Raw genomic sequence first — 21,616 nt, forward strand, 5'->3', positions numbered from 1 at the left:
AACACCCATGATCACGCTGACCGACATCGCCTATGTGCGGTCAGGAGTCGCCGATCTCAGGACCGCCGTCGACTTCGCGACCCGCATCGTCGGTCTCGAACTCGCCGGTGAGACCGAACCAGGGGTCGCACACCTTCGCGCTGACTCCCGCCACCACTGTCTGGCTTTGGTCGAGGGGGTGTCGGGGGTTCTGGCCTCCGGGTTCACCGTCGCCGACATGGATGCGCTGGAGGCTGCCGAGAACGAACTCGAGCACGCCGGTTTCGCCGTGCGGCGCGGGTCGAGGCAAGAGGCTCGCTCGCGACGCGTGGCCGAGTTCATCGGCTTCGACGATCCCTTCGGCAATCGCATCGAGCTGGTCAGCCAACAGGAGACGATCACCCGCCCCGTCGCTTTCGCTCGGCCGGCAGGCATCACGGAGTTCGGGCACCTCTGCCTCGACGCACCGGATGTGCACGAGGCCTACCGGTTCTGGAACGGGCACTTCAACGCCCGCGTGTCGGATTGGATCGGCGACGCCGCGTGCCTGATGCGGATCGATCCCGTCCACCACAAGCTCGCCGTATTCCAGGGCGAGAGCGCTGGTCTGTGCCACATGAACTTTCAGGTGGAGTCCATCGACGACGTCTTCCGTTCCTGGCACTTCCTGCGAGAACGCGACGTCCAGATCGAAATGGGCCCTGGTCGCCACCCGCAGTCGACAGCGGTGTTCCTCTACTTTCTCGGTCCCGAAGGCTTCACCTACGAATACTCGTTCGGGGTGCGTCGCATCGAGGACGACGCGGCTTGGCGACCGCGCACGTTCGATCCGGATGAACCCGGCTCGATCGACATGTGGCTGGGTCCGGTCAAGCGGGTCTCCACGCAGCACGCGGCCTCGATGGCCGGAACCCGACCCGCCCCGACGAGGAGTTAGCAAGTGGCCGTCATCACCAGCGATCATCCGACCGCATCGATACGCGAAGTCGATGGGGTACGCACCGCTGTCATCGACACCGGGGAGCCCGCAGGCGAGAGCGCGCAGCCGCCGCTGCTGCTCCTGCACGGATCCGGTCCCGGTGTGAGCGCCGCGGCCAACTGGCGACCCGTGCTGCCGTCCCTTTCGCAGAGTCGGCGCGTCATCGCCCCCGATCAGTTGGGCTTCGGTGGCACAGCCACCGGTGCGGCGCGCACGTGGGGCCGACAGGCGTGGACCCGGCACGCACTCGCGCTCATGGACGAACTCGGCATCGAGACCTACGACATCATCGGCAACTCGATGGGCGGGGCAATCGCCTTATCACTCGCGGCCGAGCGTCCGCAGGCCGTTCGTCGACTCGTTCTCATGGGCTCGATGGGTGTCGCGATGGCGCTACCGCAAGGGCTCGACACCGTCTGGAACTACCGGCCGGGAATCGAGAACATGCGCGAGATCATCGGGCTGTTCGCCTACGACCGGGGACTCATCACCGATCAGCTGGTCGAGATGCGATACGGGGCAAGTGTCGAGCCCGCCGTCGCGAACTCGTGGGAAGCGATGTTTCCCGAACCGCGCCAACGCTGGGTCGACGACCTGGCCCTGTCCGGTGCCGAGTTGACCGGGGTGGCACAGCCGACCCTCATGATTCACGGGCGAGACGACCGGGTGGTGCCGTGGAAGGAATCCTCGGGGGCATTGCTGGAACTTCTTCCTGACGTCCGGCTGCATGTGCTCGGCAACTGCGGCCACTGGACCATGATCGAGAAGACCGCCGAGTTCCTCGGCGTCGTGGAACCGTTCCTGTCCGAGGCCTGACCTCGCTCAATGTGGCTTTCTGTGGGGAAGTCATCGATGGAAGAAGGAGTTGCGATGTTGAGCACTATGCAGGACGAGCCGTTGTCGTTGGCGACGTTGCTGCGCTACGCATCGACGTTCGCTGGGGATTCGACTGTGTCGACGTGGACGGGTACCGGTGTGCGCACCATGACCTATCGTGAGGTCGGGGCGGAGTCGGCGCGGTTGGCGAACGCGTTGGGTGGGCTGGGTATCGGGGTGGGTGATCGGGTGGGGACGTTCATGTGGAACAACAACGAGCATCTGGTGGCCTATATCGCGGTGCCCGCGATGGGCGCGGTGCTGCACGCGTTGAACATCCGGTTGTTCCCCGAGCAGGTGGTGTATGTGGCCAACCACGCCGAGGATCAGGTGGTGTTGGTGGACGGCAGCCTGGTGGCGTTGTTCGGGCAGATCCTGCCGCACCTGGCCACGGTGCGGCATGTGATCGTGGTCAACGGCGACGCGGCGACGTTGACCGCGCCCGAGGGTGTGCAGGTGCACTCCTACACCGAACTGCTGGGTGCGCAGCCGGATACCTACGAGTTCCCGGTGATCGACGAGCGCGCGGCCGCGGCGATGTGCTACACCTCCGGTACCACGGGGGATCCGAAGGGTGTGGTGTATTCGCATCGGTCGAACTGGCTGCACGCGATGCAGGTGGCCGTCAACAACGGGATGGGCTTGTTCGAGACCGATTCGATTCTGGCGATCGTGCCGTTGTTCCACGCGAACGCGTGGGGTCTGCCGTATGCGGCGTTGATGGCGGGGGCGAATCTGTTGATGCCCGACCGGTTCCTGCAGCCGGGTCCGTTGCTGGAGTGCATGGCCGCGCAGCGCCCGACCTTCGCCGCGGCGGTGCCCACAATCTGGGGTGGGGTGCTGGCCGGGCTGGCGGCCAACCCGCAGGACATCACGCATCTGCGTGCGGTGGTGGTGGGTGGTTCGGCGGTGCCGCCGTCGATGATGCGCACCTTCGAGGACAAGCATGGGGTGCGGGTGCTGCACGCGTGGGGCATGACCGAGACCTCGCCGTTGGGTAGTGTGGCGCATCCGCCGGCGACCGCGGTCACCGAGGAGCAGAAGTGGGCGTATCGGGTGACTCAGGGTCGTTTCCCGGCCGGGGTGCGGGCGCGTCTGGTCGGTGACGAGGGTGTGGTCCCCAACGACGGGGTGGCGTTGGGGGAGTTGCAGGTGCGTGGTCCGTGGATCACCGGGTCGTATTATTCGCCCGACGGCACGGTGATCGATCCGGAGAAGTTCGACGACGGGTGGTTGCGGACCGGGGATGTCGGCAAGATCAGTCCCGATGGTTATCTCACGCTGGTGGACCGCTCGAAGGATGTGATCAAGTCCGGGGGTGAGTGGATCTCGTCGGTGGATCTGGAGAACGCGGTGATCGCGCATCCGGCGGTCGCGGAGGCCGCGGTGATCGGTGTGCCGGACCAGAAGTGGGACGAGCGGCCGTTGGTGGCGATCGTGCTGGCCGAGGGCGCCGAAGCCGAACCCGAAGAACTGCGGGAGTTCTTGGCCGACAAGTTCGCCAAATGGCAGCTGCCCGAACGGTGGACGTTCATCGCCGAGGTCCCCAAGACCAGTGTGGGCAAGTTCGACAAGAAGCGGCTACGCGCCCAGTACGCCGACGGCGACCTGGAAGTCACCACCCTCGGTTGAATCCTGCTGCCCCGCGTCACCACCTCAGCATCGGCAGTGGTGACGCGGGGTGACTACGCAACCGCCGCGCGGGCTGCCGGTGTCACGGGCGCGAGCCGGGTCTCGACCTCATCGCGAAGATCATTGGCTTCACGGCGGTTGCTCACCCGTCAGTCCGGAACGCCGACCATCTCCAGGGCCAATGGCACAGCGGTCGGCTGGTAGTCGGGCGAGGTGTCGCTCAATACTTTGAAAGCGGTGTGGGCCAAGTGACTCGCCATGCGGGCTTGGGCCGTGGCCTTGGCGCCCTCCACCAGCGCGGACAGAATCTGCGCGTGTTCGTGATCGCCGGCCTTGTGCCAGCTGTTCGGCTCGCCACCCTGGTAGATCCGGATGTACCGGACACACCGGTCGGCCAGTTGACGCAACTGCTTCTGCATGGTGTCACCGGCGCCGCAGGTGATCGTGCGGTGGAACGCCGAGTGGATGACGAACCAGCGCTCGGTCTCACCTTCCTCCGCGGCCACGCGCATGGCCGCCAGTTGCTCGGTCGCGTGATCTCGGGCGGCGTCGTCGAAGCTGTCCACTGTCATGGCGACGGCCAGTGACTCGAGCACGACTCGGCTGGCATAGATCTCGTCGAGTTCACGCGGGTCGAGCATGGAGACGCGGGTGCGCTGGTTCGGTTCGATCTGGACCAGGCCCTCCTCCTGCAGCATCCGCAGCACCTCGCGCAACGGCGTGCGGCTGACGCCGAGCTGCTCGGCCAGCGACACCTGAGAGAGCTTCGTCCCAGGCCGCAGCGTGCCGTCGAGAATCCTTTCGCGCAGGTAGGCGTGTACATACGGGATAGCTTGGCGTGCCTCGGGTAGTTCCACCCTGGTGATGTGCGGGACGAGCACTTTGCGACTCATACCCCTAGCCTAAGCGATGTGTATACATATTCCTTCTCTTTCGGATGTCGCCCGCGTAAACTGCATACAGTATTTCGGAGTTGTGGCGTCGCCGAAGGCGTCCCCTCCCCGCGCGAAAACCCGTGAGGACGTGACCAATGTGAGAATTATCGGAGTCATCGGACTGGGCAAGATGGGCCTGCCGATCGCTGAGAACTTGCTGGCCCGGGGGTTCGACGTCGTGGGGTACCGGCGCAGCATCGAGTGTCCCGAGCTCGAGGCCGCGGGCGGCACCGTCGCGTCGTCGCCGGCGGAACTGGCCACCTCGTGCGAGGTCATTGTGTCGATCCTGCCGACCGCGGATGACGTCCAGCGCGTGGTCAGCGGACCCGAGGGCACGCTGTCGACGATGCGCCCCGGAGCGATCCACCTCGAGATGAGCACGATTCCGGTGACGCGCAAGCTCGCATTGATGCGTCAGCTCCAGCATGTCGGGGCCACCATGCTCGACTGTCCGATCAGCGGCAGCCCCGGAATGGTCGGCCCGCGGCTGGCCAGGATCTTCGCCTCCGGAGCGGCGGAGGCGATCGATCGAGTCGCCGACGTCTTGGACGCCATCTCGGGGCCCTGGGTCAGAACCGGTGACTTCGGGACCGGCACCCACCTGAAGTACATCTCTTCCATGCTGGTGGCGACCCATACGGTCGCGGCCGCGGAAGCGATCGCGCTGGCCCGCCGCGACAACTTGGACCTCGAGATGGTCCAGTGCGCCCTGGAGACGTCCATCGCGGGCTCGGCGCTGCTCGAGCAGCGAGGTCCCGTGATGGCGCAACGCTCATGGCTGCCCGCTCCCGGGCCCATCGCGACGCTGCACGAGATCCTTGACCAGATCGAGGCGCACCTGCACGAGGTCGGCGAGCATCGGCCGGTGTTCGAGGCGGCCAAAGCGGTCTTCGACCAGGCCTTGGCCGACGGTTGGGGAGAACTCGATATAGCCAGCGTGCACGACCAGATCTCCGCCCAGAACGCACTCGCACAGGAAGTCACCAAATGATCTACGTCACTCACCGCCTCCCGGTCAACGAGACCGGCGAGCCGACGCTCGATCGGACTGCCGTGTGGCAGGGCCTGGTCATGAAGGCCGACAATGCGCTGCCCTTCGTGCCGGCCATGTCCCACTGCCTCGTCACCGCTCGCCTCGATGACGTGACGTTCGAGCGCGAGATCGAGCTGTTCGGCGACCGCTATTCCGAGCGAGTCAGCCTCCAGCCGCAGCAGCGGGTGATTTTCACGCGCATCTCGGGGCCGGTCCTCGGCACGATCGTCAACGACATCGAGGAAGACGAGGGGGAGCTGTTCCTCCGGTTCAGCTTCGCGCTGGTGCTCGAAGGCTTACAGAGTGGTTCTCCCGAGGAGGCGGCGTACGCCGAGGAAATGACGACGCAGTACATAGCGGCGGTCGGCGCAACGCTCGCGGCCATCCGTCGGGTCGCCGGTGGAGAAGCGTCCGTCACGCTGCCCATGAGCTGACGTCCGGACCGTGGGCGACGGCCCCGCGTTCCGGCGCGGGGCCGTACGCCTGGTCGGGGTACGCACACGCCCGAATTCGCTTCCACCGCAACCTGATCCAGTCCGGTCAGCATGGCGACGGAGTTCAGCGGCGTCGAGCCTTGGGCGGCATACGCGCGTGGGATCATCGGGCGGCGCGCGTCGTCGCCGCTTTGCGCAGCAGGTGTGCCCCCAGTCTGGGCAGTAGCTCGTGTTTGACGGCTTGCCATGAGCGAACCTCTTCCGCCGACATGGCGGCGACTGGTGCGTCCCTCGTCTCGAGCCAGACGGTGCACGCGGCGGCAAGCACCGACATGGTGGCGACTGCGGTGGCGGGGTCGGCTGCCACCGTGATCGCGCCGTTGCCGCGCAGAATGAGCGCGTCCGACGCGCCGATCGCCTCGGCGAGTCGCAGGCCGCGGTCGGCTTCGCGGACCAGTAGCGCGGAGGGGTACACCGGCACGGAATCGCCCAGCCAGCACGCCTGGCCGTGGGTCGGGGCGATGCGGTCGGCGAGCATGCCGACAGCCAGCGATGCCGCCGGCTGGGCCCGCGCGATCGCTCCGGTCGCCGGGAAACGGTTGTAGAGGGCCAAATGGGCCCACGCCTCGGCCGGGCATCCGGGTGGCAAAGACGTCGCGTTCAACGGGACACGGATGCAGTTCGACGCCTCGACGGTCTCGAGATCCGCGGCGGGTGTGATCACCATGTGGTCGAAGTCCCTGGCGGATACATGCCCGAACGCGTCGACCAGCCCCATGGTGGCCATGGCGCGCGCTGCGTCGGAAACCCGGACTTCGATGGGTTGGGTGGTGGAAGAGCTCACCGGATAACTGTATGCACTTTTTAGCCTCAGCGCCAAGCCCGGGGCGAAAATCGACGCTCCGGGCAGTTCATTCCGCAAAGCGGAATTTGCGCTCAGGGAGATGGCCGGACGTGACTGGATCGGGTCAAGGTGTATGCAGCTCATCTCGAAAGGATCCAATTATGACCAGCGCTTTGACCGCCGCCGTGTTCCACGCGGTCGACACTCTCGACTCGAAGGCCTTTGCGGGACTTTTCGCCCATGATGGCAAGACCGCCTTCGGCAACGGCCCCGTTCTCGAGGGCCGCGAGGCGGTCGAGGCGGGCACTGTCGGCTTCTTCGGCATGCTCAGTGGGATGCACCACGAGATCGTCCACGAGTGGGTCGTGGGCAACGACACCATCGTCGAGCTGGTTGTCACCTATACGCGTAAAGATGGCCGAGAGGTCTCCATTCCGGTGGTGTCGATCTGGACTGTCGGTGACAGCGGCCTGATCGATAGCTATCGTGTCTTCTTCGACGTGGCCCCGGTTTTCGCGTGACCAAGCCGACGTGACCACGGCGTGTCGCGGTCGTCACCGGAGGCGCCGCCGACCGGTGCCGACCGCACCGCCGCGACCGACTATGGGCCGGTCCGGACCGCCGGGTTCATGGCGGGGCGCAAGGCCTGGCCGCGGTCGGTCAGCCGATAGGACTGCGGCCGGCGGAGTGCGTCAACGCTGGAGTGACCAGCGCGAGGCGAGGCCCCGACCTTCAGGCGAAGTTCTCGGCGATCGCGGACGCGGTCGCCCGGACGTCGGGTACGAGGTCGACGAGGCGCCTGCGGCTGGAGCCCGCCGAAGGGCACGCCAACACGACCGCGGCGATGACCATGCCGGGCCGGGTGGTGACCGGGACGCCGACGGCGTTCACACACTGCTCGTTCGTCTCCAGGCACAGGGCATAACCCTGCCTGCGGACGACACCGAGTTCACGACGGAGCGCGACGAGCTCACGCGTCGAGCCATCACGCATTCGGACGTGGCGGTCGGGGTAGAGCGCGACCAGTTCGCTGTCGGGAAGCTGGGCCAGGAGCACCTTGCCGCCCGATGTGGTGTGTGCGGGCAGCAAGTGCCCGACACGACTCCGGACACGGTGGGCGCGGCTGCTCTCGACGCCGTCGATGAACCGGCAGCCGTTGCCCTCCAGGGTCACCAGGAAAGTCGTACAGCCCGACCGCCGCGAAAGGTCGGCCAGATAGGGATGGCCGAGGACGCCGAGGTCGTGTGGCGGCTCGGCGCCCCGCGGGAATTGCGTCAGCCGTGGTCCCGGCAGGTAGGCGCGTTTGCGGTCCTGTTCGGCGAACCGGTGCCGCTTGAGGGTGGACAACAGCCGGTGTGCGGTGGGAGGCGTCACCGCGAGCAGTTCCGCGGCGTCGGCCACGCGCAACCTACCGTTCTCGCGCAGAGCGACAAGAAGCGTGAGCACGTTCTCGGCCGAAGAGATCGACTCGTGGGATGGCATGGTCCCTGCCCTCATCGACGATGGAGGCTCCCGGTCATGCCGCGACCATTCTGTTCTCCAGTCGACCGAGGCCGTCGATCTCGCTGACGACCAGGTCGCCGGCGTTGAGGAAAGTCTTGCGCGGCAGGCCGACACCGGCCGGCGTACCGGTCAGGATGACGTCACCCGGCTCGAGGGTCAGCACGCGGCTCGCGGCGGCGATCAACCGCGGCACCGTGATCACCATGTCGGCGGTGGACGCTTCCTGCTTGATCTCCCCGTTGACCGTCAGCCGAAGCGTGAGGTCGTGCGGATCGCCGATTTGCCAGCTGGGCACGAGTCCGGGCCCCAATGGGCACGACCCGTCGAATGCCTTGTGCTGGAACCAGTCCCAGCCGAATGGCGCGAGGACCGCGTCTTTCCTCGGGAACAGTCCCCGAGCGGACAGGTCGTTGGCGACCGTGTAGCCAGCCACGTGATCGAGGGCCGCGCGCTCATCGATATCGTGACCGCCCGCGCCGATGACGACGGCCAACTCGACCTCCCAGTCCACGTCGGCGCGTTCCGGCAGACGCACGTCGTCGTGCGCGCCCAGGACCGTCGTGGTGGGTGGCTTGAGGAAGAAGAAGGGCTCACCGTCCGGATCCGGACGCTGCGTGCCCATCTCCTCCGCGTGTCCGTAGTAGTTCGCCCCGGCGCAGATGACCTTGCGGGGATAGGTGAGAGGTGCGACGAGTTCGACATCCGGTATGACCTCGAGCGCCGAGGGCTGGAAGTTCCGGAGCAGGGGCGTGAACTCGGCCCACCGATCGAGAACTTCCAACAAAGTGAGGCCCGATAGCGGCTCCGGCGGCCGGCCGACTTCGCCGGCGGCGAGCACGCCGACACTCGGCTGCGCTCGGTTGCTCCCGACGAACTGGACTAGACACCACTGCTGCGACGACATGAAAACCCCTTAGAAATCAAGAACTCGCTAAAGTGCACACACTTTTGCGGCGGATGTCAAGCCGGGCCGCTCGACAGGCTCGCCAGTCCGGAGCCCGTGCGCAATGGCGGTGGAGTGCGGGCGCTGCGTCACGTCGAACGGCCGCGACGGTCCGCTCGTAGTCCAGCGTCGGGTACGCGCCTCACGAAACTGCCTGTTGCCCAACCAAAATCAGATACGCGACCGCGACGGCAGCGATCGCTATCGCTGGGATCAGCTGCGCGAACCGGTCGCGAACGCGGAGGTGGCTGATAGCGGCGCCGACCATCAGTGCCACGATGCCCACTGCGGCGAGGGCGCCGACGGCGGGGATCGTCAGCCCCAGAAGTACTCCGATCGCACCGAGCAACTCCAAGGCCCCGATACCGCGGAAGGCGTTGACGCTGAATCCGAGGTGCGCCGCGGTGTCGCGTTGGAAGCTGACGGCCAGGGTCATGGTTGTACCGGCCCCTAGCAGAACGATCGCGAGCAAAGCTGCGAGGATGGTTGTTGCGGTCATGGTGATCTCCTGTTTTCGATGTCGAGAATTGGTCCCTGGATGTCAGGGCGGTGGGCACAGCTGAGTGCTGTCTGCCTCATATGAGGCTCGAATGCAGCCCCTCGGTTCGGGGGTGGGGCTGACGCCGACGATCTGGATCTCGCCGATGTCGACGGCTCCGTCCAGCGGTTCGGCGCGGGCCTGCCCTCAGGTCCGGGGCCGCCAGCCGCAGGTGATATGGGTGGCTCGAGATGCCACCCGGTACAGGTGTGCTCTTGCCGTGTCCGGTCGTAGACGAGGGGAGCGCGGGGCGAATTGTCGGGCCGTCCCTGTTCACTCTCCTTCCAGGATCGGCAGGAGCAGACGTGATCTGGAGTGCACCGTATTGACGCTCGGACTGCCGACGGGGGCGTGACTGAACAGGAGCATGGGGCGGAAGTCCTCGCGGCTGTCGTCACTGGTGAGGATGAGCCGGATGCGGTGCCCGCGGCGGAATCGGCGGGCGTTGGCCACCAGCGGGATGCGGTAGTCGACCGGGTCCCCCGCAGGGACGGGCTCCCACGTCCTCATCGGGAGGACGGGCCTGCCCGTCGCGCTCGCGTCCTCGTCGACATAGCGCATGCCGGCTCGCAGCCAGCCTTGGGTGACGTCGATGGCTTTGCCGTCCGGTCCGACGTCTTGGAGGAGCAGGATCCATCCCGTGTCGGCCGCACTGCTGGTGGCGGTGAGCCGTAGCTCGGGGTGACCGACCATGTCGAGGTCGCCGAGAAGGGGATCGCTGGTCCAACTCAGTTCTGCGGGCATGGCGTTCGCGCCGTCCGTGGCGTAGCTGCGCTCGCCCGGTTGCTCGTCGCCGGTGAGGGAGCCGTCGGAGTTGAGCGACAAGGCCATGTGTGTCGCAGGCGGGGGCCAGGAGTCGGCGGTGAGCCACCGTTCGGCCCCGGGCAGCCAGTAGCGGATGGCGGGGCCTTCGAGAATGCCGGTGTCCCGCCCCTTGAGCCAGTGGTCGAACCAGGCGAGGGCCTCGATGTGCATGCTCTCCCATGGCCAGGGCAAGCTGTGCTCCCCGAGCATGGTCATGCGCACGTGCGGGTTGTGGGCGAGGGCCTTCCAGGCTTGGAAGAGGCCGGGTAGATGCAGGGGGACGTTGGACCACTCGCCGCCGAGGTAGACGGGGATGTCGACGCGGGACAGCAGTTCGGTCAGGTCGCGGTCGTCCCACCACGCATCCCGGGTGGGGTGTTCGGTGGCCACCGCGTTCAACAGGGCCTCCCATGGGTGGGCATCGTGGCGGAAGCGGCTCACCAACCGCAGGCCGAGAGTCGCCTGGACGCCGTCGGTGTGCCTGAACCGACGGTGGACGGCGGGAATCGCGAGAATTCTGCGCAGGAGGCGGGACAGGCCCTTGCGGTAGAGAGAGTCGCCGTGGGCGGACAGGACGCCTAGCGCACGGAACCACGGGGTGATGAAAGCCTGGCTCAACAGGCCGTTGTGGTAGGAGGCTTCCCAGGCCTGAACCGTGACATTGAACGGGAACAGGGCCTTGAGATGAGGTGGGCGCTGGGTGGCCGCCGCCATCTGGGTCATGGCGTAGTAGCTGATGCCGATCATGCCCACGTTGCCGTCGCACCACGGCTGACCGGCGACCCACTCGACCAGGTCGAACAGGTCCTGGCGCTCCTGCTCGTCGAAAAAGGTGTAGGTGCCGTCCGAGCCCACTGTGCCACGAAGGTTGGCGATGACATGGGCGTAGCCGCGTGGAACCCAGAAGTCGGTGGTGCCGGCCTCGATGACCGCCGCGGGGGCACCGAGGTCCTGGAGTTGGCGGGGATAGGGTGCCGCCGCGATGAGCGCGGGAAATCTCCCGTCGGCGGCGGGGCGGTGAATGTCGGCCAGCAGCCTGGTGCCGTCACGGACCAGGACAGGCACATTGTTCTCGCGGGTCGTCCCGTGGAGAGCGGGGGACAGGTCGCGATACTCGCGACCTGTGGTCTGCGGTCCGTTCAACTGACGCTGACCGGGCTCCGCACCGGCTGCTCTTACCCGAGCCACGGCATCCTCATTTCCACATATACAGAAATTAACGGGCTCACGGTACGCCCGGCGCCCCGCTGCAGGCAAGAGCAATTTCCATACATGCTGAAATATTGGTCGTCGGCGGCCCGCGCGCCGCGCTCGGCGGGGCGAACGGTGACGAGCATGGTGCGGCCGCCGGCGTACTCGACCGCGGCGCCGACCGACTCATCCCTGCGGGGTCATCCGCCGCTCAGGCGCTCTCCGAAACATCCGTGCCCAAGGGGCCGGTGAGGTAGTGCTGCACGGTCGGCCCGATCAGGCGGACGACCTGCTCCGTGTGCAGATCGGCAATGCTGTCGAGGGCCCAGACATAACGCGTCATGGCCAGTCCCACGATCTGAGTGGCCACCAGGTCCGCCCGCAGGCCGGCCTCGTCGTCGGGAAGGCTCGCCGACACCACCTGCAAGACAAGATCGGAGAAGACGGCGCGGAGGCGCTCCATGGCGAAGGGCTCGTGACTCGCGGCGAGGATGATCGACCGCAGAATCTCCGAGGTGGCCGGATCGTCCCACATGCGCAGCGCCGCCTCGACAAAGGCTCGTCCGCGCTCCTCCAGTGGCACTCGAGCGGCCTCCCCGATTGCCGCACCAAAGGATTCCGGCGGCTCCAGCGCCGCCTTCAGCAGTCCCATCTTGTTGGAGAAGTAGTAGTTCACCAGGGTGGGGTCCACTTCGGCTGCCTTCGCCACGGCTCGCAACGAGGTTCCGCTGTAACCTCGCTCGGCGAAGGACTTACGCGCCGTTGCGAGGATGCGGTCCGCCTGCGCGCCACGTTCCCCCCGAGGCCCGCGCCCCGCTCGTGCCACCATGTTCCACCGTCTCCTCTGCCGGTTCCGCACTTCCCGACTGCGTGCGACCAAGTTTCCACACACACTGAAATCTGTTTCAGCCTACCGGGCAATTCAGCTCCCGGTCCCGCGGGAGGCTTCGCACAGCCGTCCGAGCACCGCGAGAGAAAGTGACCCGTATGGCCGCGAGGGCCTTCGAAGGGTGTCCTACCGCTATCGCCGCTGTCCGGGCGTAGGGGGAATGAGGGAGAGGGCTTGGGCCTTTCGCAGCGCTGCGATGCGATCGTGCACACCGAGCTTGCGGTAGAGGTTCTCGGTATGTTTCGTCACCGTCGCCGCCTTGATCCCGAGTCGGGTGCCGATGGCATGCGCGGTAAGGCCGTCGCACAGGAGCGCGAGCACCGCCGACTCCCGGGGAGTGATCTTGTACTCCGCGGGATCCGCGCGCATCGTGTGGTGTGCGAAGGCTGCCGCCTCGTGCGCTTCGACCGTGTCGAGCAGCGACCTGGCGAGCACGGCGTATTCGAGATCCCGGTCGCTGAACCCGCCACCGCTGCGGCTCATGATGACGCCGCGGATCCGGCCGGGTTCGGAACTCAACGGCAACGCCAGCTGGCGGTCGATGCCGATGGCATCCTTTCCTGCCCGGTATGCCTCACCCTTCCACCAGCGATCGTCGGCTGCCTCGTCCATCGTCAGCGGGGTTTTGTCTCGCGTCAGCGCATAATGCCGAAGCAGGGGGTGAGACCGCATATGCGCGTGGATCAGTGCGTCGAGCGGTGCCTCGTGTAGCCAGTCCGGCGATCCGGTGAGCGCATGGCCGGTTCCTGCCCGCCAGTTCAGGTCGATGAGAACCGCCAAGTCGCACGGTAGATCGGCGGTCAAGCGTTCCATCAGCAGCGGCCAGACCCGCACCGGCTCCTTCTCGGTGATGATCTGCAACGCGAGATCGTGGATGCGTTTGGCGTCTCCCCCTGGCACAGCGTCCATTCCAGCATTGTGCAGCACCGGTTCCCGGAGATCGGCTCGAGCTGAGAACGGTATACGAAGTTCTTCGTATATCCGCCTTGGAGCACCGAAATTATCGTTGGTCTCCGTAAGTATCCGGCGGACCGTCCCTTTGGATCGACACGGCGTCGGCCGCATCGAAGGATGGTTCGCCCGGAAAGCGGACCAGGAAGCACGCTGCGCTGGAAGCGCGCGCAAGTTTGCCGGGGGAATGTATGCGAACATTTGTCGTCAATCTCGATCGTGACACCGAGCGACTGACCGTGATCTCCGAGAATCTGGCGCGCCACGGGATGCTCTTCGAGCGGTGGCCTGCCACCGACGGGCGGACGCTGGATTTCGATCATCCGGAGCAGGGCGAAGTTGTCCAGGACTTCGGCCGCTGGGCGTCGCTGGAGGCTGCCTGCGGGATCAGTCATATCAGGCTCTGGCGCCATATCGTCGACCACAGGATTCCGTGGGCGATCGTGCTCGAGGACGACGCCGAGCTGATCTCTCCGCTACCCCACGACGTCGACGAGTGGGGACTCCCTCCGGACTGTGATCTCGTCTTTCTGAGCAGCAGGGCCACACCGGGCCGGATTCGTTCGACCAGCGGCAGGTTCTCCTACGCTGACCTGATCGGCGGGGCCGGTACCGAGGGGTATCTCGTCGGACTCGCGGGTGCGGTCAAACTCCTGCAGATCATGACTCCACTCAAGGATCCGCTCGACTTCCAGATGTACGCCCATGCGGAGTCCGTACAACGACACGATGCGTTCCCTTACTTCTGGAAACTGCCCATCAATCCGGCCGCGGCGCATGTGCGGCTCGACGCCTACCGCCTCGTTCCCGATGTCGTACGCCATACCGGAGCGGAATCCAGTATCGGGAACAGCCGCCATCCCAGAGCCAGATTCTACTGTCGGCTGCTTCTCGGGCTGGACTTCGCCGACGGAGGATACGGATCGGGCGGCTACACGAACATTCGAGCCGAGCCGGCCCGGCACACTGGCGATTTCGCCGCACGACGACCATCCCGGCACGTCACCGACTTCTTTCACGGAGTCGACTTGTCGCACTGCCCGGGTGGGCGCGCGTACGAGGTCGCGACGACACTCGCCGACCACGGAGTGAACAGCGTTCGCCTGAGCGTATGGGTCGACGACAACTCGCCGATGAACCTCGAGCACGCCATCGGCTTGGCTCAGGCCGCTCGATCCGCCGGACTCGCGATATGTCTCACTCTGCACTATTCCGACACCTGGGCGGATCCGGGTAAACAGTGCAAGCCACGGGCGTGGGCATCGCTGCCGATCCGGACGCTGATCGAGGAAGTTCGCCGCTACACCGCACACACCCTCACCGAGTTCCGCCGTCATGACATCCAGCCGGCCATGGTGCAAGTCGGCAACGAAATCACCAACGGGATGTTGTGGGCGGAGCCGGGACAGGATCCACGCAGCGGCGCGCGGCTACACCCGGAAGACGGCGTCGAGAGCGACTGGAATTCAGCCGATCAATGGGTGATTCTGTCCGAGCTCTTGCGCGCGGCGACGATGGGCGTGCGGGAAACCGCCGATTCCACCCTCATCTCTGTTCATCTCGACCGCGGCGCCGACGTCGAGGGCGCCGAGTGGTGGTTGCGGTACGCGGACCATTTCGACGTCGACTACGACGCCGTGTCGCTGTCGTTCTATCCACTGGCACATCACAACGCTACGATTTCGCGGCTGCGCCGAATCGAATCCCTCTGCGCATCGCGACCGCACAAGAGCGTGTTGATCGGCGAGACGGCGTATCCCTTCAGACCGATCGCGGGGAACGACCGTACCTACACCGACATCGAGCGGGAGTTCTCCTTCGACGCGCGCGGGCAGCACGAATACCTCAGATCCGCTCTGCGAACCATTGGAGACCTGTCGACAGGATGCGGACTGTTCTGGTGGGGAGCATGTTTCATCGACGACAGCGTCGAGCGGTCCGTCGACTACTTCCGCGCCCACGCCCTCTTCGACGCCGATTGGCGCCCTCTTCCTGCACTCTCGGCCTTCAAGGAGAATCCGGGGTCGAGGGCCAACACACTCATAGCCGAAGCCGCCGGGCCACGTTAGTGCCGTACGCCACGCTCGACCGGACAGCCCCGGGCCCGAGCGCTGGATCTAGGCCTCTTCAAGGGCTTCGCCGATTTGGTGAGCGACGCGATTGTGCTGGTCCTGCGCCAGCCAGTGACCGGCCGCGAGGACCACCGCAACGGGCCATTCGATGATCTCCGCCGCAGCCAGCGCGCCGAGTGCACCGTAGTACGCCAACTGTTCGGGTCGAGGGATGCGGACCCGGCCCACTACCGGCAGTTCCACCGCGAAACCCTGCGCGGCCAGCACGCGATCTACGGCATTCCGGTGGCCGGTGTGCGATTTTTCGGCCATTTTTTACCTTCCGGTAAGAGTGTGTTGGATAGGTCGATGCCTGGCATCCGCACGGTGTCCAGTGTGATGACAAATGGTGCAGGCGGCGGCTCGGATCAGCTGACGGGCGCGCTGACGCAGGTTCTGGCCGTGCCGTTGCGTGAGCTGTACGCAGTGCTGTGGCGCCTCGGGGTCGTCGAGATCGTCGACTGATCACCACGTTGCCGACCGCCCGCGGCGAACAGCCACGGGGGCATGTCGGCGACGGCGGTCGACAACGCCTCGCGCCGACCCACCGGGGCGTACCGCAGGTCCACGTGCGACGACTAATGCATGCTCGGCGAGCGCTGCGCCCGGCCCGCGCTCTCCGGCGCGGGAATCGCACGCTCGTCGTCTCGACGGGCGGACTGGCCGCTCTGCGCGTGCGGCTCGGGGCGCCCGGCGCGATCACCGGCCTCGGGCGGCGGCAGCCTGCCCGATCGCTGCCCGAGCTTCTGAACCACCAAGGTAGCGCCCCCGACACCCAGCAGCACCGGCCAGTCCACCAGACCCGTGGCGCCGATCGCCACCAGAGTCAGTGCTGCCGCCGGTGTCGAGTGGCTGCCGCTGCCGAGCCCCTTCTTCACGCCGATCGCGGCACCTTGGATGCCGCCGATCACACCGTTGACAGCGGCGCCGCCCACGGCGCCTGCCGCAGCCGTTGTCGCGCCGGCCGTCCGGGCGATCATGTCCACCACGCCTTCGGAAATCTTCATGGGTCACTCCGTTGCGTTCACCATTTGGACACCTACGAGCAAACCAAAGTTTACCTCTGACGAGAAGTCAGAGCGGGTGTTGCGTCAGTCCGCGATCACTCGCTGTATATCGCGCTGACCTCTGCGGCGAAGTCGCGGAGTACGAGGTTGCGTTTGAGCTTCAACGATGGGGTGACATATCCGCTGTCCTCGGTCAGCTGGGTGTGCAGCAGGCGGAATTTGCGGACGGCCTCGGCGCGGGACACGGCTCGGTTGCCGTCGTCGACAGCGGCCTGGACAGCGGCCAGTAGATCGGGGTCCGCGGCGAGATCGTCGACACTGGCGTCCTGGGGTTTGTCATGCAGCTGTTTCCACAGGGGAAAGTGCTCATCGTCGATGGTCACCAGGCAACCGACGAACGGTTTGCCGTCGCCTACGACGATCACCTCACCGATGATGGCGTGGGCGCGGATGCGGTCTTCGATCACCGCGGGAGCCACGTTCTTACCGGCGGCGGTCACGATGATCTCCTTCTTGCGCCCGATGATGGTGAGGTACCCGTCGTCATCGAGAGTGCCGAGGTCGCCTGTGGCGAACCAACCGTCGCGGAACGACTCGGCGGTGGCACGCGGATTGTTCCAATACCCGGTGAACACGTTCGCTCCGCGCAACAGGATCTCGCCGTCCTCATCGATCCGGACCGAGGAGCCCGGGAGCGGTTGGCCGACCGTGCCTATCTTCGGCCGGTCGTCCGGATTGAACGTGGCGGCCGCGCATGTCTCGGTCAGCCCGTAGCCCTCCAACACAGTGAATCCCACTCCACGGTAGAAATTGCCGAGGCGTTCGCCGAGCGGCGCGCCGCCGGATATGGCGTGCGTGGCGCGGCCGCCCAGCGCGGCGCGCAGCCGCCGGTAGACCAGCCGGTCGAACAGCGCATGCCGGATCCGCAGCGGGAGCGGTATGTGCCCGGCGCCCCGGGCCCGGCCGTAGTCGATGGCGGTCGTGGCTGCCATATCGAAGACGCGCTCGCGGTGGGCGAGTTCGGCTCGAGCGCGTGCGGTGTTGTACACCTTCTCGAAGACTCGTGGCACGCCCAGGATCAACGTCGGACGGAATGCGCCGAGTTCGGCGGTGACATCTTTGACATCGCTGACGTTCGCGATGTCGACCGGGACGTAGGCCGCCGCGACTTCGGCGATTCGGCCGAGCACATGTGCCAGCGGCAGAAACAACAGCACCGAAGACTCTCCGGTGCGGAACAGCGTCGGCATCCGGGCGGTGATGTTGCCGAGTTCGGCGAGGAAGTTGCCGTGGGTCAGCTGACACCCTTTCGGGCGGCCGGTGGTACCGGAGGTGTACACGATCGTCGCAGGCGCGTCGGCCGCTACGGCGGTCCGGCGCTCCACGACGGTGGCGTCGCTGATCCGTGCGCCCTCCGCCGTCAGGTTCGCTATGGCGTCGGCCTCGATCTGCCAGCTGTGCGTCAATTTCGGCAATTGGTCGCGTACTGCGGCGACCACGGCCGTGTGGTGATCGGTCTCTGTGACGATGGCGGACGCGCCGGAGTCGGACACGATCCACTGCACTTGTTCGGACGAGGAAGTTTCATAGACGGGGACCGAAATCGCGCCCGCGTACCAGATCGCGAAGTCCACCAACGTCCACTCGTACCGCGTGCGGGACATGATGGCCACGCGATCGCCTGCCTGGATGCCGTTGGCGATCAGTCCTTTCGCCGTCGCCCACGCCGCGGCGCGGAACTGGGCGGCGGTCACATCTTGCCAGCGGCCGCCTACCTTGCGGGAGATGACGGTCAGATCGGGGTACCGCTCGGCGTTACGTTCGATCAAGTCGGTGAGGTTCGCCTCGGCGGGCACTTGGTACAGAGCCGGCAGTCCGAATTCCCGCATGATCGGTCCTCCTCGGCGCTGCCGGAGGGCGCACGATGCGCTCGACCTGGGTGAGCCGCGCACTACCGAGTATGGTCCGCGGCGCATCGATGCGGCGATGGACGTTGGCAGTCGCGCTCAAGGACATAGGTCCTCTTCAGTGCTGAGTGGTAGGCCCACGACGCCGTACGCCCAGGTTCTCGGCAGCCGGTGACGTGCCAGAGTGCCCGCTGTTCGGTGACCTTCGGCCGTCACCTGCGCCACGGGTTCGCGCGATGCTGAATCCAGGCGAAAGCGGGCCCACCGGTTCCTGGTCACCGAGGCCACCTGCCGGACCGGCTCGGAGTTCGTACTGGACGGTGGCGCGGCCGCGGATCCGGTTTCGCGCCTGCCGGACGAATCTCGATGAGAGGCAAGCGATGCCGAGAACACACCCCGATTCCGAGACACTGCGATCCGCGTTGGCGCTGGCATCTCGTGCGCCATCGGTGCACAACACCCAGCCCTGGCAGTGGCGGCTGGGACGCGAGACCGTCCACCTGTACGCCGACGAGAGCCGAAGGCTCCCGCACACGGACCCTGACGGACGTGACCTGCTGCTGAGTTGCGGTGCGGCGTTGCATCATCTGCGCGTCGCCGCTCGCGCGGAGGGGTGGGAGACGGTGATCCATCGGCTACCGAACCCTGCCGCGCCCGAGCATCTCGCCGCCGTGGAATTCCGTCCGACCACATGCACGCCCGAGCACGTCGAGTTGGCGCGCGCCATCGGCAAACGCAGCACGGATCGCCGCCGCTTCAGCTCGTGGGAGGTGCCGTCCGCGCATATCGAGGCCATCGTCGCCGCCGGGGTGGCGACCGGAGTGCTCGTGCGCGATGTCGAGGCCGAACCGGCGCGGACCCAGTTGCTGCGAGCGTTCGAACAGGCGGCCTGGCAGCACGCCCGTGACGTCTCCTACGGCGCCGAACTCGCCCAGTGGAGCGGCAGGCACGCGGCGCCGCAAGGGGTGCCGGCGCGCAACGCGGTGGCGACCGAGGCCGACCCCACGGTGCGTCCGTTCTCGAACCCGGGATTGCCGCAGGCGGTGGTGCGTGACATCGATGCCGCCGACCGGATGATCCTGCTGAGCACCAGCAGTGACGATCGGTTGTCCCAGCTGCGGGCCGGTGAGGCCACGAGCGCGGTGCTGTTGACCGCCACGTCGCTCGGGCTGGCCACTTGCCCGTTGACGGAGCCGATGGAGTTGGCCGACACCAGGGAACGCATCCGTGCCCACGTTCTCGACGACAGCGCGCATCCGCAGATGATCGTGCGGATCGGTTGGGCGGTTCCGAGCGCGGATCCGGTCCCGCCCACGCCGCGCCGCCCGCTCGACGAGGTGGTGCATCCGCTGGATCGTTCTGGTTCATGACGAGGCGTGCCCCGGAGGGGTGATCCAAGGTGGCGCGGTATCCGTCGCGGACGGTTCGCCTGTGGCGATGGCGGCCGTGGAACGGCAATCCACTGATGCGCGCTTCGGACCGGTGGGAGGCACTGGTGCGGCTGTTCGCCGCGATGGCAGTGCTGATCGCCGTGCCGCTCGCCGTTGTCGCGGGCACGGCAGGCAGCACGAAGGCCGCGGAGCGGATCCGAGTGGAGAACTCCGCCAAGGTGGCCGTGACGGCGACGGTGGCAGGCGCACCGGAACCGGTGCTGACAGTCGCTGGACAGGACGACGCACGGGCACGGTTCCAAGCGCCGGTGCGGTGGAGCCGGGACGGCCGCGAAGGCAGCGCGACCGTCCCGGTCCCCGGCGCGGCGGAACCCGGCAGCCACGTCACGGTGTGGTTCGATTCGGCCGGGAAGACAACCACACCGCCGCGGCCGTACTCGGACGCGCTGTGGGCCGGAGTCGCGCTCGGCTCGGTCACCTTTGTCGGAATGTGTTTCGGTGCGATGGTTTCGGCTTCATCTACCGCACGGTTGCTCGACCGAATGCGTGGCGCTCGCTTGGCGGCCGAATGGCGGCGTCTGAGCGGACCGATCGGAACGGACATGGAATGACGGACCTGGGATCGAGGAGAGCGCCATGACGGAGAACTCGACCGCGCACGTGGAACCGCCGGATCGGCCGATCGTCGTCGCCGTCGATGGTTCGGCCAGCTCGTATCACGCTGCGGCGTGGGCCGCGGCCGACGCCGCGCTGCATCGTTCCCGACTGCACATCGTGACGTCCGTCGCTGTGCCGCCCGGGTTCGGCCTCGGCGCCACACTGACCGAATCCGATATGGAATGGCTGCGCAAGGACGGGGAACGGGTGCTCACCGAGGCTGCCCGCGTCGCCAGGACCACGGCATCGGGGGAGGCGCTGGCGATCAGTACCGAGTCGACGCTCGAGCCGATCATCCCGGACCTACTGGCCCGGTCCGAGCACGCGAGAATGCTCGTCGTCGGCAGCCGCGGGCTCGGTGCGTATCGGCGCGAGTTGCTCGGATCGGTGAGCACGGCGGTGACGCGGCACGCACACTGTCCGGTCGCGGTCGTGCGCTCGACTTCGGCGACCGACGCCTTCTCCGCGGGAAAGCCCGTGCTGGTCGGGGTGGACGGAACCGACAACAGCGTGCCCGCCATCGAAGTCGCCTTCGAGGAGGCCGCGCGCCGTAAGGTCGGGCTGATCGCGCTGCACGCGTGGAGCGATTCGAGCGGTATCGATCTCGTGCCCGGCTGGGATGCGGTGGGGGAACGGGAGGACGCGTTGCTCGCCGAGAATCTCGCCGGATTCGGCGAGCGCTACCCGGAGGTGCCGGTGCGGCGTGTGCTGGTGCGTGACCGGCCGGTTCGTTCTCTCGTCGATCAATCGGACGAGGCCCAATTGCTCGTGGTGGGTAGCCACGGCCGCGGCGGGTTCACCGGCATGCTGCTCGGTTCCACCAGCGCGGCGTTGCTGCATACGGCGGAGTGCCCCGTCATCGTGGTGCGTCAGAGCTGACGCGGGCGTCGTTTCGCACCGAGAGCGCCTGCTCGAGTAGCACGCGCCGTTCGGCGGCGGTGATCGCCCGACGGGCCGCGGGCACCGCGTCCGGTGTCACCGAGATCGAGGTGATGCCCATCCGTACCAGGTG

Annotated in this window: 22 protein-coding genes; 11 read left to right on the plus strand and 11 right to left on the minus strand. The window is 66.6% G+C overall.

The features are described from left to right. The first annotated feature begins 7 nt into the window (after positions 1–7). Genes ACIA5H_RS12805 through ACIA5H_RS12815 form a run of 3 tightly spaced genes read left to right on the plus strand, consistent with a single transcriptional unit; the run spans position 8 to position 3,466 of the window. A complete protein-coding gene (locus tag ACIA5H_RS12805) occupies positions 8–916 on the plus strand; it encodes a VOC family protein (protein WP_379252199.1) in 909 nt (302 codons plus the stop codon). 3 nt (positions 917–919) lie between these two features. After that, a complete protein-coding gene (locus ACIA5H_RS12810; RefSeq protein ID WP_397076003.1) occupies positions 920–1,774 on the plus strand; it encodes an alpha/beta fold hydrolase in 855 nt (284 codons plus the stop codon). A gap of 54 nt (positions 1,775–1,828) precedes the next feature. Continuing rightward, complete coding sequence (locus tag ACIA5H_RS12815; protein ID WP_397076005.1) at positions 1,829–3,466, plus strand: long-chain fatty acid--CoA ligase; 1,638 nt, start codon at positions 1,829–1,831, stop codon at positions 3,464–3,466. Between the two features lie 149 nt (positions 3,467–3,615). Here ACIA5H_RS12815 and ACIA5H_RS12820 read toward each other — a convergent pair whose 3' ends face one another. Further along, positions 3,616–4,359 (minus strand): GntR family transcriptional regulator, encoded by a 744-nt coding sequence (locus ACIA5H_RS12820; protein ID WP_355078195.1) that lies wholly within the window; start codon positions 4,357–4,359, stop codon positions 3,616–3,618. A gap of 139 nt (positions 4,360–4,498) precedes the next feature. Between ACIA5H_RS12820 and ACIA5H_RS12825 the strand changes: the two genes are divergently transcribed. Together ACIA5H_RS12825 and ACIA5H_RS12830 are read left to right on the plus strand one after the other, a co-directional pair. Further along, positions 4,499–5,392 (plus strand): NAD(P)-dependent oxidoreductase, encoded by an 894-nt coding sequence (locus ACIA5H_RS12825; RefSeq protein WP_379252202.1) that lies wholly within the window; start codon positions 4,499–4,501, stop codon positions 5,390–5,392. Continuing rightward, positions 5,389–5,868, plus strand: coding sequence for an SRPBCC family protein (locus ACIA5H_RS12830; protein ID WP_379252204.1), 480 nt, complete (start codon positions 5,389–5,391; stop codon positions 5,866–5,868). Before ACIA5H_RS12825 ends, ACIA5H_RS12830 begins: the two co-directional genes overlap by 4 nt. A gap of 163 nt (positions 5,869–6,031) precedes the next feature. Here ACIA5H_RS12830 and ACIA5H_RS12835 read toward each other — a convergent pair whose 3' ends face one another. Further along, positions 6,032–6,712 carry a class II aldolase/adducin family protein gene (locus ACIA5H_RS12835; RefSeq protein WP_397076009.1) on the minus strand — a complete coding sequence of 227 codons (681 nt, stop codon included), beginning with the start codon at positions 6,710–6,712 and terminating at the stop codon, positions 6,032–6,034. A gap of 161 nt (positions 6,713–6,873) precedes the next feature. Here ACIA5H_RS12835 and ACIA5H_RS12840 point away from each other — a divergent pair, with 161 nt between their 5' ends. After that, complete coding sequence (locus ACIA5H_RS12840; RefSeq protein WP_397076011.1) at positions 6,874–7,233, plus strand: nuclear transport factor 2 family protein; 360 nt, start codon at positions 6,874–6,876, stop codon at positions 7,231–7,233. Between the two features lie 211 nt (positions 7,234–7,444). On the opposite strand, the gene ACIA5H_RS12845 is transcribed toward ACIA5H_RS12840, so the two are convergent. The 6 genes from ACIA5H_RS12845 to ACIA5H_RS12870 all read right to left on the minus strand — a co-directional run bounded on the left by ACIA5H_RS12845 (position 7,445) and on the right by ACIA5H_RS12870 (position 13,489). Further along, entirely contained in the window at positions 7,445–8,194 is a 750-nt protein-coding gene (locus ACIA5H_RS12845) for an IclR family transcriptional regulator (protein WP_379252207.1), read from the minus strand. 34 nt (positions 8,195–8,228) lie between these two features. Beyond that, positions 8,229–9,119, minus strand: coding sequence for a fumarylacetoacetate hydrolase family protein (locus ACIA5H_RS12850; RefSeq protein WP_397076013.1), 891 nt, complete (start codon positions 9,117–9,119; stop codon positions 8,229–8,231). A gap of 181 nt (positions 9,120–9,300) precedes the next feature. Further along, entirely contained in the window at positions 9,301–9,657 is a 357-nt protein-coding gene (locus ACIA5H_RS12855) for a DoxX family protein (RefSeq protein WP_364425257.1), read from the minus strand. A 312-nt stretch (positions 9,658–9,969) separates the two neighbouring features. Next, complete coding sequence (locus tag ACIA5H_RS12860; protein ID WP_379252209.1) at positions 9,970–11,688, minus strand: CocE/NonD family hydrolase; 1,719 nt, start codon at positions 11,686–11,688, stop codon at positions 9,970–9,972. A 214-nt stretch (positions 11,689–11,902) separates the two neighbouring features. Further along, a complete protein-coding gene (locus ACIA5H_RS12865) occupies positions 11,903–12,520 on the minus strand; it encodes a TetR family transcriptional regulator (protein ID WP_397076016.1) in 618 nt (205 codons plus the stop codon). Positions 12,521–12,712: 192 nt separating this feature from the next. Continuing rightward, entirely contained in the window at positions 12,713–13,489 is a 777-nt protein-coding gene (locus tag ACIA5H_RS12870) for a response regulator transcription factor (protein ID WP_397076018.1), read from the minus strand. Between the two features lie 233 nt (positions 13,490–13,722). Here ACIA5H_RS12870 and ACIA5H_RS12875 point away from each other — a divergent pair, with 233 nt between their 5' ends. Continuing rightward, positions 13,723–15,600: a glycosyl hydrolase 53 family protein gene (locus ACIA5H_RS12875; protein WP_397076021.1), complete on the plus strand. Its 1,878-nt coding sequence runs from the start codon at positions 13,723–13,725 to the stop codon at positions 15,598–15,600. A gap of 48 nt (positions 15,601–15,648) precedes the next feature. On the opposite strand, the gene ACIA5H_RS12880 is transcribed toward ACIA5H_RS12875, so the two are convergent. After that, on the minus strand, positions 15,649–15,915 hold the full coding sequence (locus ACIA5H_RS12880; RefSeq protein ID WP_355078183.1) for a hypothetical protein: 267 nt from the start codon (positions 15,913–15,915) through the stop codon (positions 15,649–15,651). A 66-nt stretch (positions 15,916–15,981) separates the two neighbouring features. Between ACIA5H_RS12880 and ACIA5H_RS12885 the strand changes: the two genes are divergently transcribed. Beyond that, positions 15,982–16,107, plus strand: coding sequence for an Rv1535 domain-containing protein (locus tag ACIA5H_RS12885; RefSeq protein WP_364425270.1), 126 nt, complete (start codon positions 15,982–15,984; stop codon positions 16,105–16,107). Between the two features lie 113 nt (positions 16,108–16,220). Here the strand turns inward: ACIA5H_RS12885 and ACIA5H_RS12890 are convergent, their stop codons facing one another. Together ACIA5H_RS12890 and ACIA5H_RS12895 are read right to left on the minus strand one after the other, a co-directional pair. Then, positions 16,221–16,649: a hypothetical protein gene (locus ACIA5H_RS12890; RefSeq protein WP_379252213.1), complete on the minus strand. Its 429-nt coding sequence runs from the start codon at positions 16,647–16,649 to the stop codon at positions 16,221–16,223. Between the two features lie 95 nt (positions 16,650–16,744). Next, positions 16,745–18,538, minus strand: a complete 1,794-nt coding sequence (locus ACIA5H_RS12895) for an AMP-dependent synthetase/ligase (RefSeq protein WP_397076024.1) — start codon at positions 18,536–18,538, stop codon at positions 16,745–16,747. Between the two features lie 398 nt (positions 18,539–18,936). On the opposite strand from ACIA5H_RS12895, the gene ACIA5H_RS12900 reads away from it, so the two are divergent. The 3 genes from ACIA5H_RS12900 (at position 18,937) to ACIA5H_RS12910 (ending at position 21,483) form a co-directional block, all read left to right on the plus strand. Beyond that, the gene (locus ACIA5H_RS12900) at positions 18,937–19,926 is read left to right on the plus strand and encodes an Acg family FMN-binding oxidoreductase (RefSeq protein ID WP_364425274.1); all 990 of its coding nucleotides are present in this window, start codon (positions 18,937–18,939) and stop codon (positions 19,924–19,926) included. A gap of 95 nt (positions 19,927–20,021) precedes the next feature. Next, complete coding sequence (locus tag ACIA5H_RS12905) at positions 20,022–20,558, plus strand: hypothetical protein (protein ID WP_379252215.1); 537 nt, start codon at positions 20,022–20,024, stop codon at positions 20,556–20,558. Between the two features lie 25 nt (positions 20,559–20,583). After that, complete coding sequence (locus tag ACIA5H_RS12910; RefSeq protein ID WP_397076027.1) at positions 20,584–21,483, plus strand: universal stress protein; 900 nt, start codon at positions 20,584–20,586, stop codon at positions 21,481–21,483. Positions 21,484–21,616: the final 133 nt, after the last annotated feature.

Source organism: Nocardia sp. NPDC051900, assembly GCF_044452545.1.
In the GTDB taxonomy this organism is placed as follows: Bacteria; Actinomycetota; Actinomycetes; order Mycobacteriales; family Mycobacteriaceae; genus Nocardia; species Nocardia sichangensis.

Coding starts and splice junctions, on each gene's coding strand:
- ACIA5H_RS12805 (WP_379252199.1), top strand. CDS start 8: ATGATCACGCTGACCGACATCGCCTATGTGCGGTCAGGAGTCGCCGAT.
- ACIA5H_RS12815 (WP_397076005.1), top strand. CDS start 1,829: ATGTTGAGCACTATGCAGGACGAGCCGTTGTCGTTGGCGACGTTGCTG.
- ACIA5H_RS12820 (WP_355078195.1), bottom strand. CDS start 4,359: ATGAGTCGCAAAGTGCTCGTCCCGCACATCACCAGGGTGGAACTACCC.
- ACIA5H_RS12830 (WP_379252204.1), top strand. CDS start 5,389: ATGATCTACGTCACTCACCGCCTCCCGGTCAACGAGACCGGCGAGCCG.
- ACIA5H_RS12840 (WP_397076011.1), top strand. CDS start 6,874: ATGACCAGCGCTTTGACCGCCGCCGTGTTCCACGCGGTCGACACTCTC.
- ACIA5H_RS12845 (WP_379252207.1), bottom strand. CDS start 8,194: ATGCCATCCCACGAGTCGATCTCTTCGGCCGAGAACGTGCTCACGCTT.
- ACIA5H_RS12850 (WP_397076013.1), bottom strand. CDS start 9,119: ATGTCGTCGCAGCAGTGGTGTCTAGTCCAGTTCGTCGGGAGCAACCGA.
- ACIA5H_RS12855 (WP_364425257.1), bottom strand. CDS start 9,657: ATGACCGCAACAACCATCCTCGCAGCTTTGCTCGCGATCGTTCTGCTA.
- ACIA5H_RS12865 (WP_397076016.1), bottom strand. CDS start 12,520: ATGGTGGCACGAGCGGGGCGCGGGCCTCGGGGGGAACGTGGCGCGCAG.
- ACIA5H_RS12870 (WP_397076018.1), bottom strand. CDS start 13,489: ATGGACGCTGTGCCAGGGGGAGACGCCAAACGCATCCACGATCTCGCG.
- ACIA5H_RS12875 (WP_397076021.1), top strand. CDS start 13,723: ATGCGAACATTTGTCGTCAATCTCGATCGTGACACCGAGCGACTGACC.
- ACIA5H_RS12880 (WP_355078183.1), bottom strand. CDS start 15,915: ATGGCCGAAAAATCGCACACCGGCCACCGGAATGCCGTAGATCGCGTG.
- ACIA5H_RS12885 (WP_364425270.1), top strand. CDS start 15,982: ATGACAAATGGTGCAGGCGGCGGCTCGGATCAGCTGACGGGCGCGCTG.
- ACIA5H_RS12890 (WP_379252213.1), bottom strand. CDS start 16,649: ATGAAGATTTCCGAAGGCGTGGTGGACATGATCGCCCGGACGGCCGGC.
- ACIA5H_RS12895 (WP_397076024.1), bottom strand. CDS start 18,538: ATGCGGGAATTCGGACTGCCGGCTCTGTACCAAGTGCCCGCCGAGGCG.
- ACIA5H_RS12900 (WP_364425274.1), top strand. CDS start 18,937: ATGCCGAGAACACACCCCGATTCCGAGACACTGCGATCCGCGTTGGCG.
- ACIA5H_RS12905 (WP_379252215.1), top strand. CDS start 20,022: ATGCGCGCTTCGGACCGGTGGGAGGCACTGGTGCGGCTGTTCGCCGCG.
- ACIA5H_RS12910 (WP_397076027.1), top strand. CDS start 20,584: ATGACGGAGAACTCGACCGCGCACGTGGAACCGCCGGATCGGCCGATC.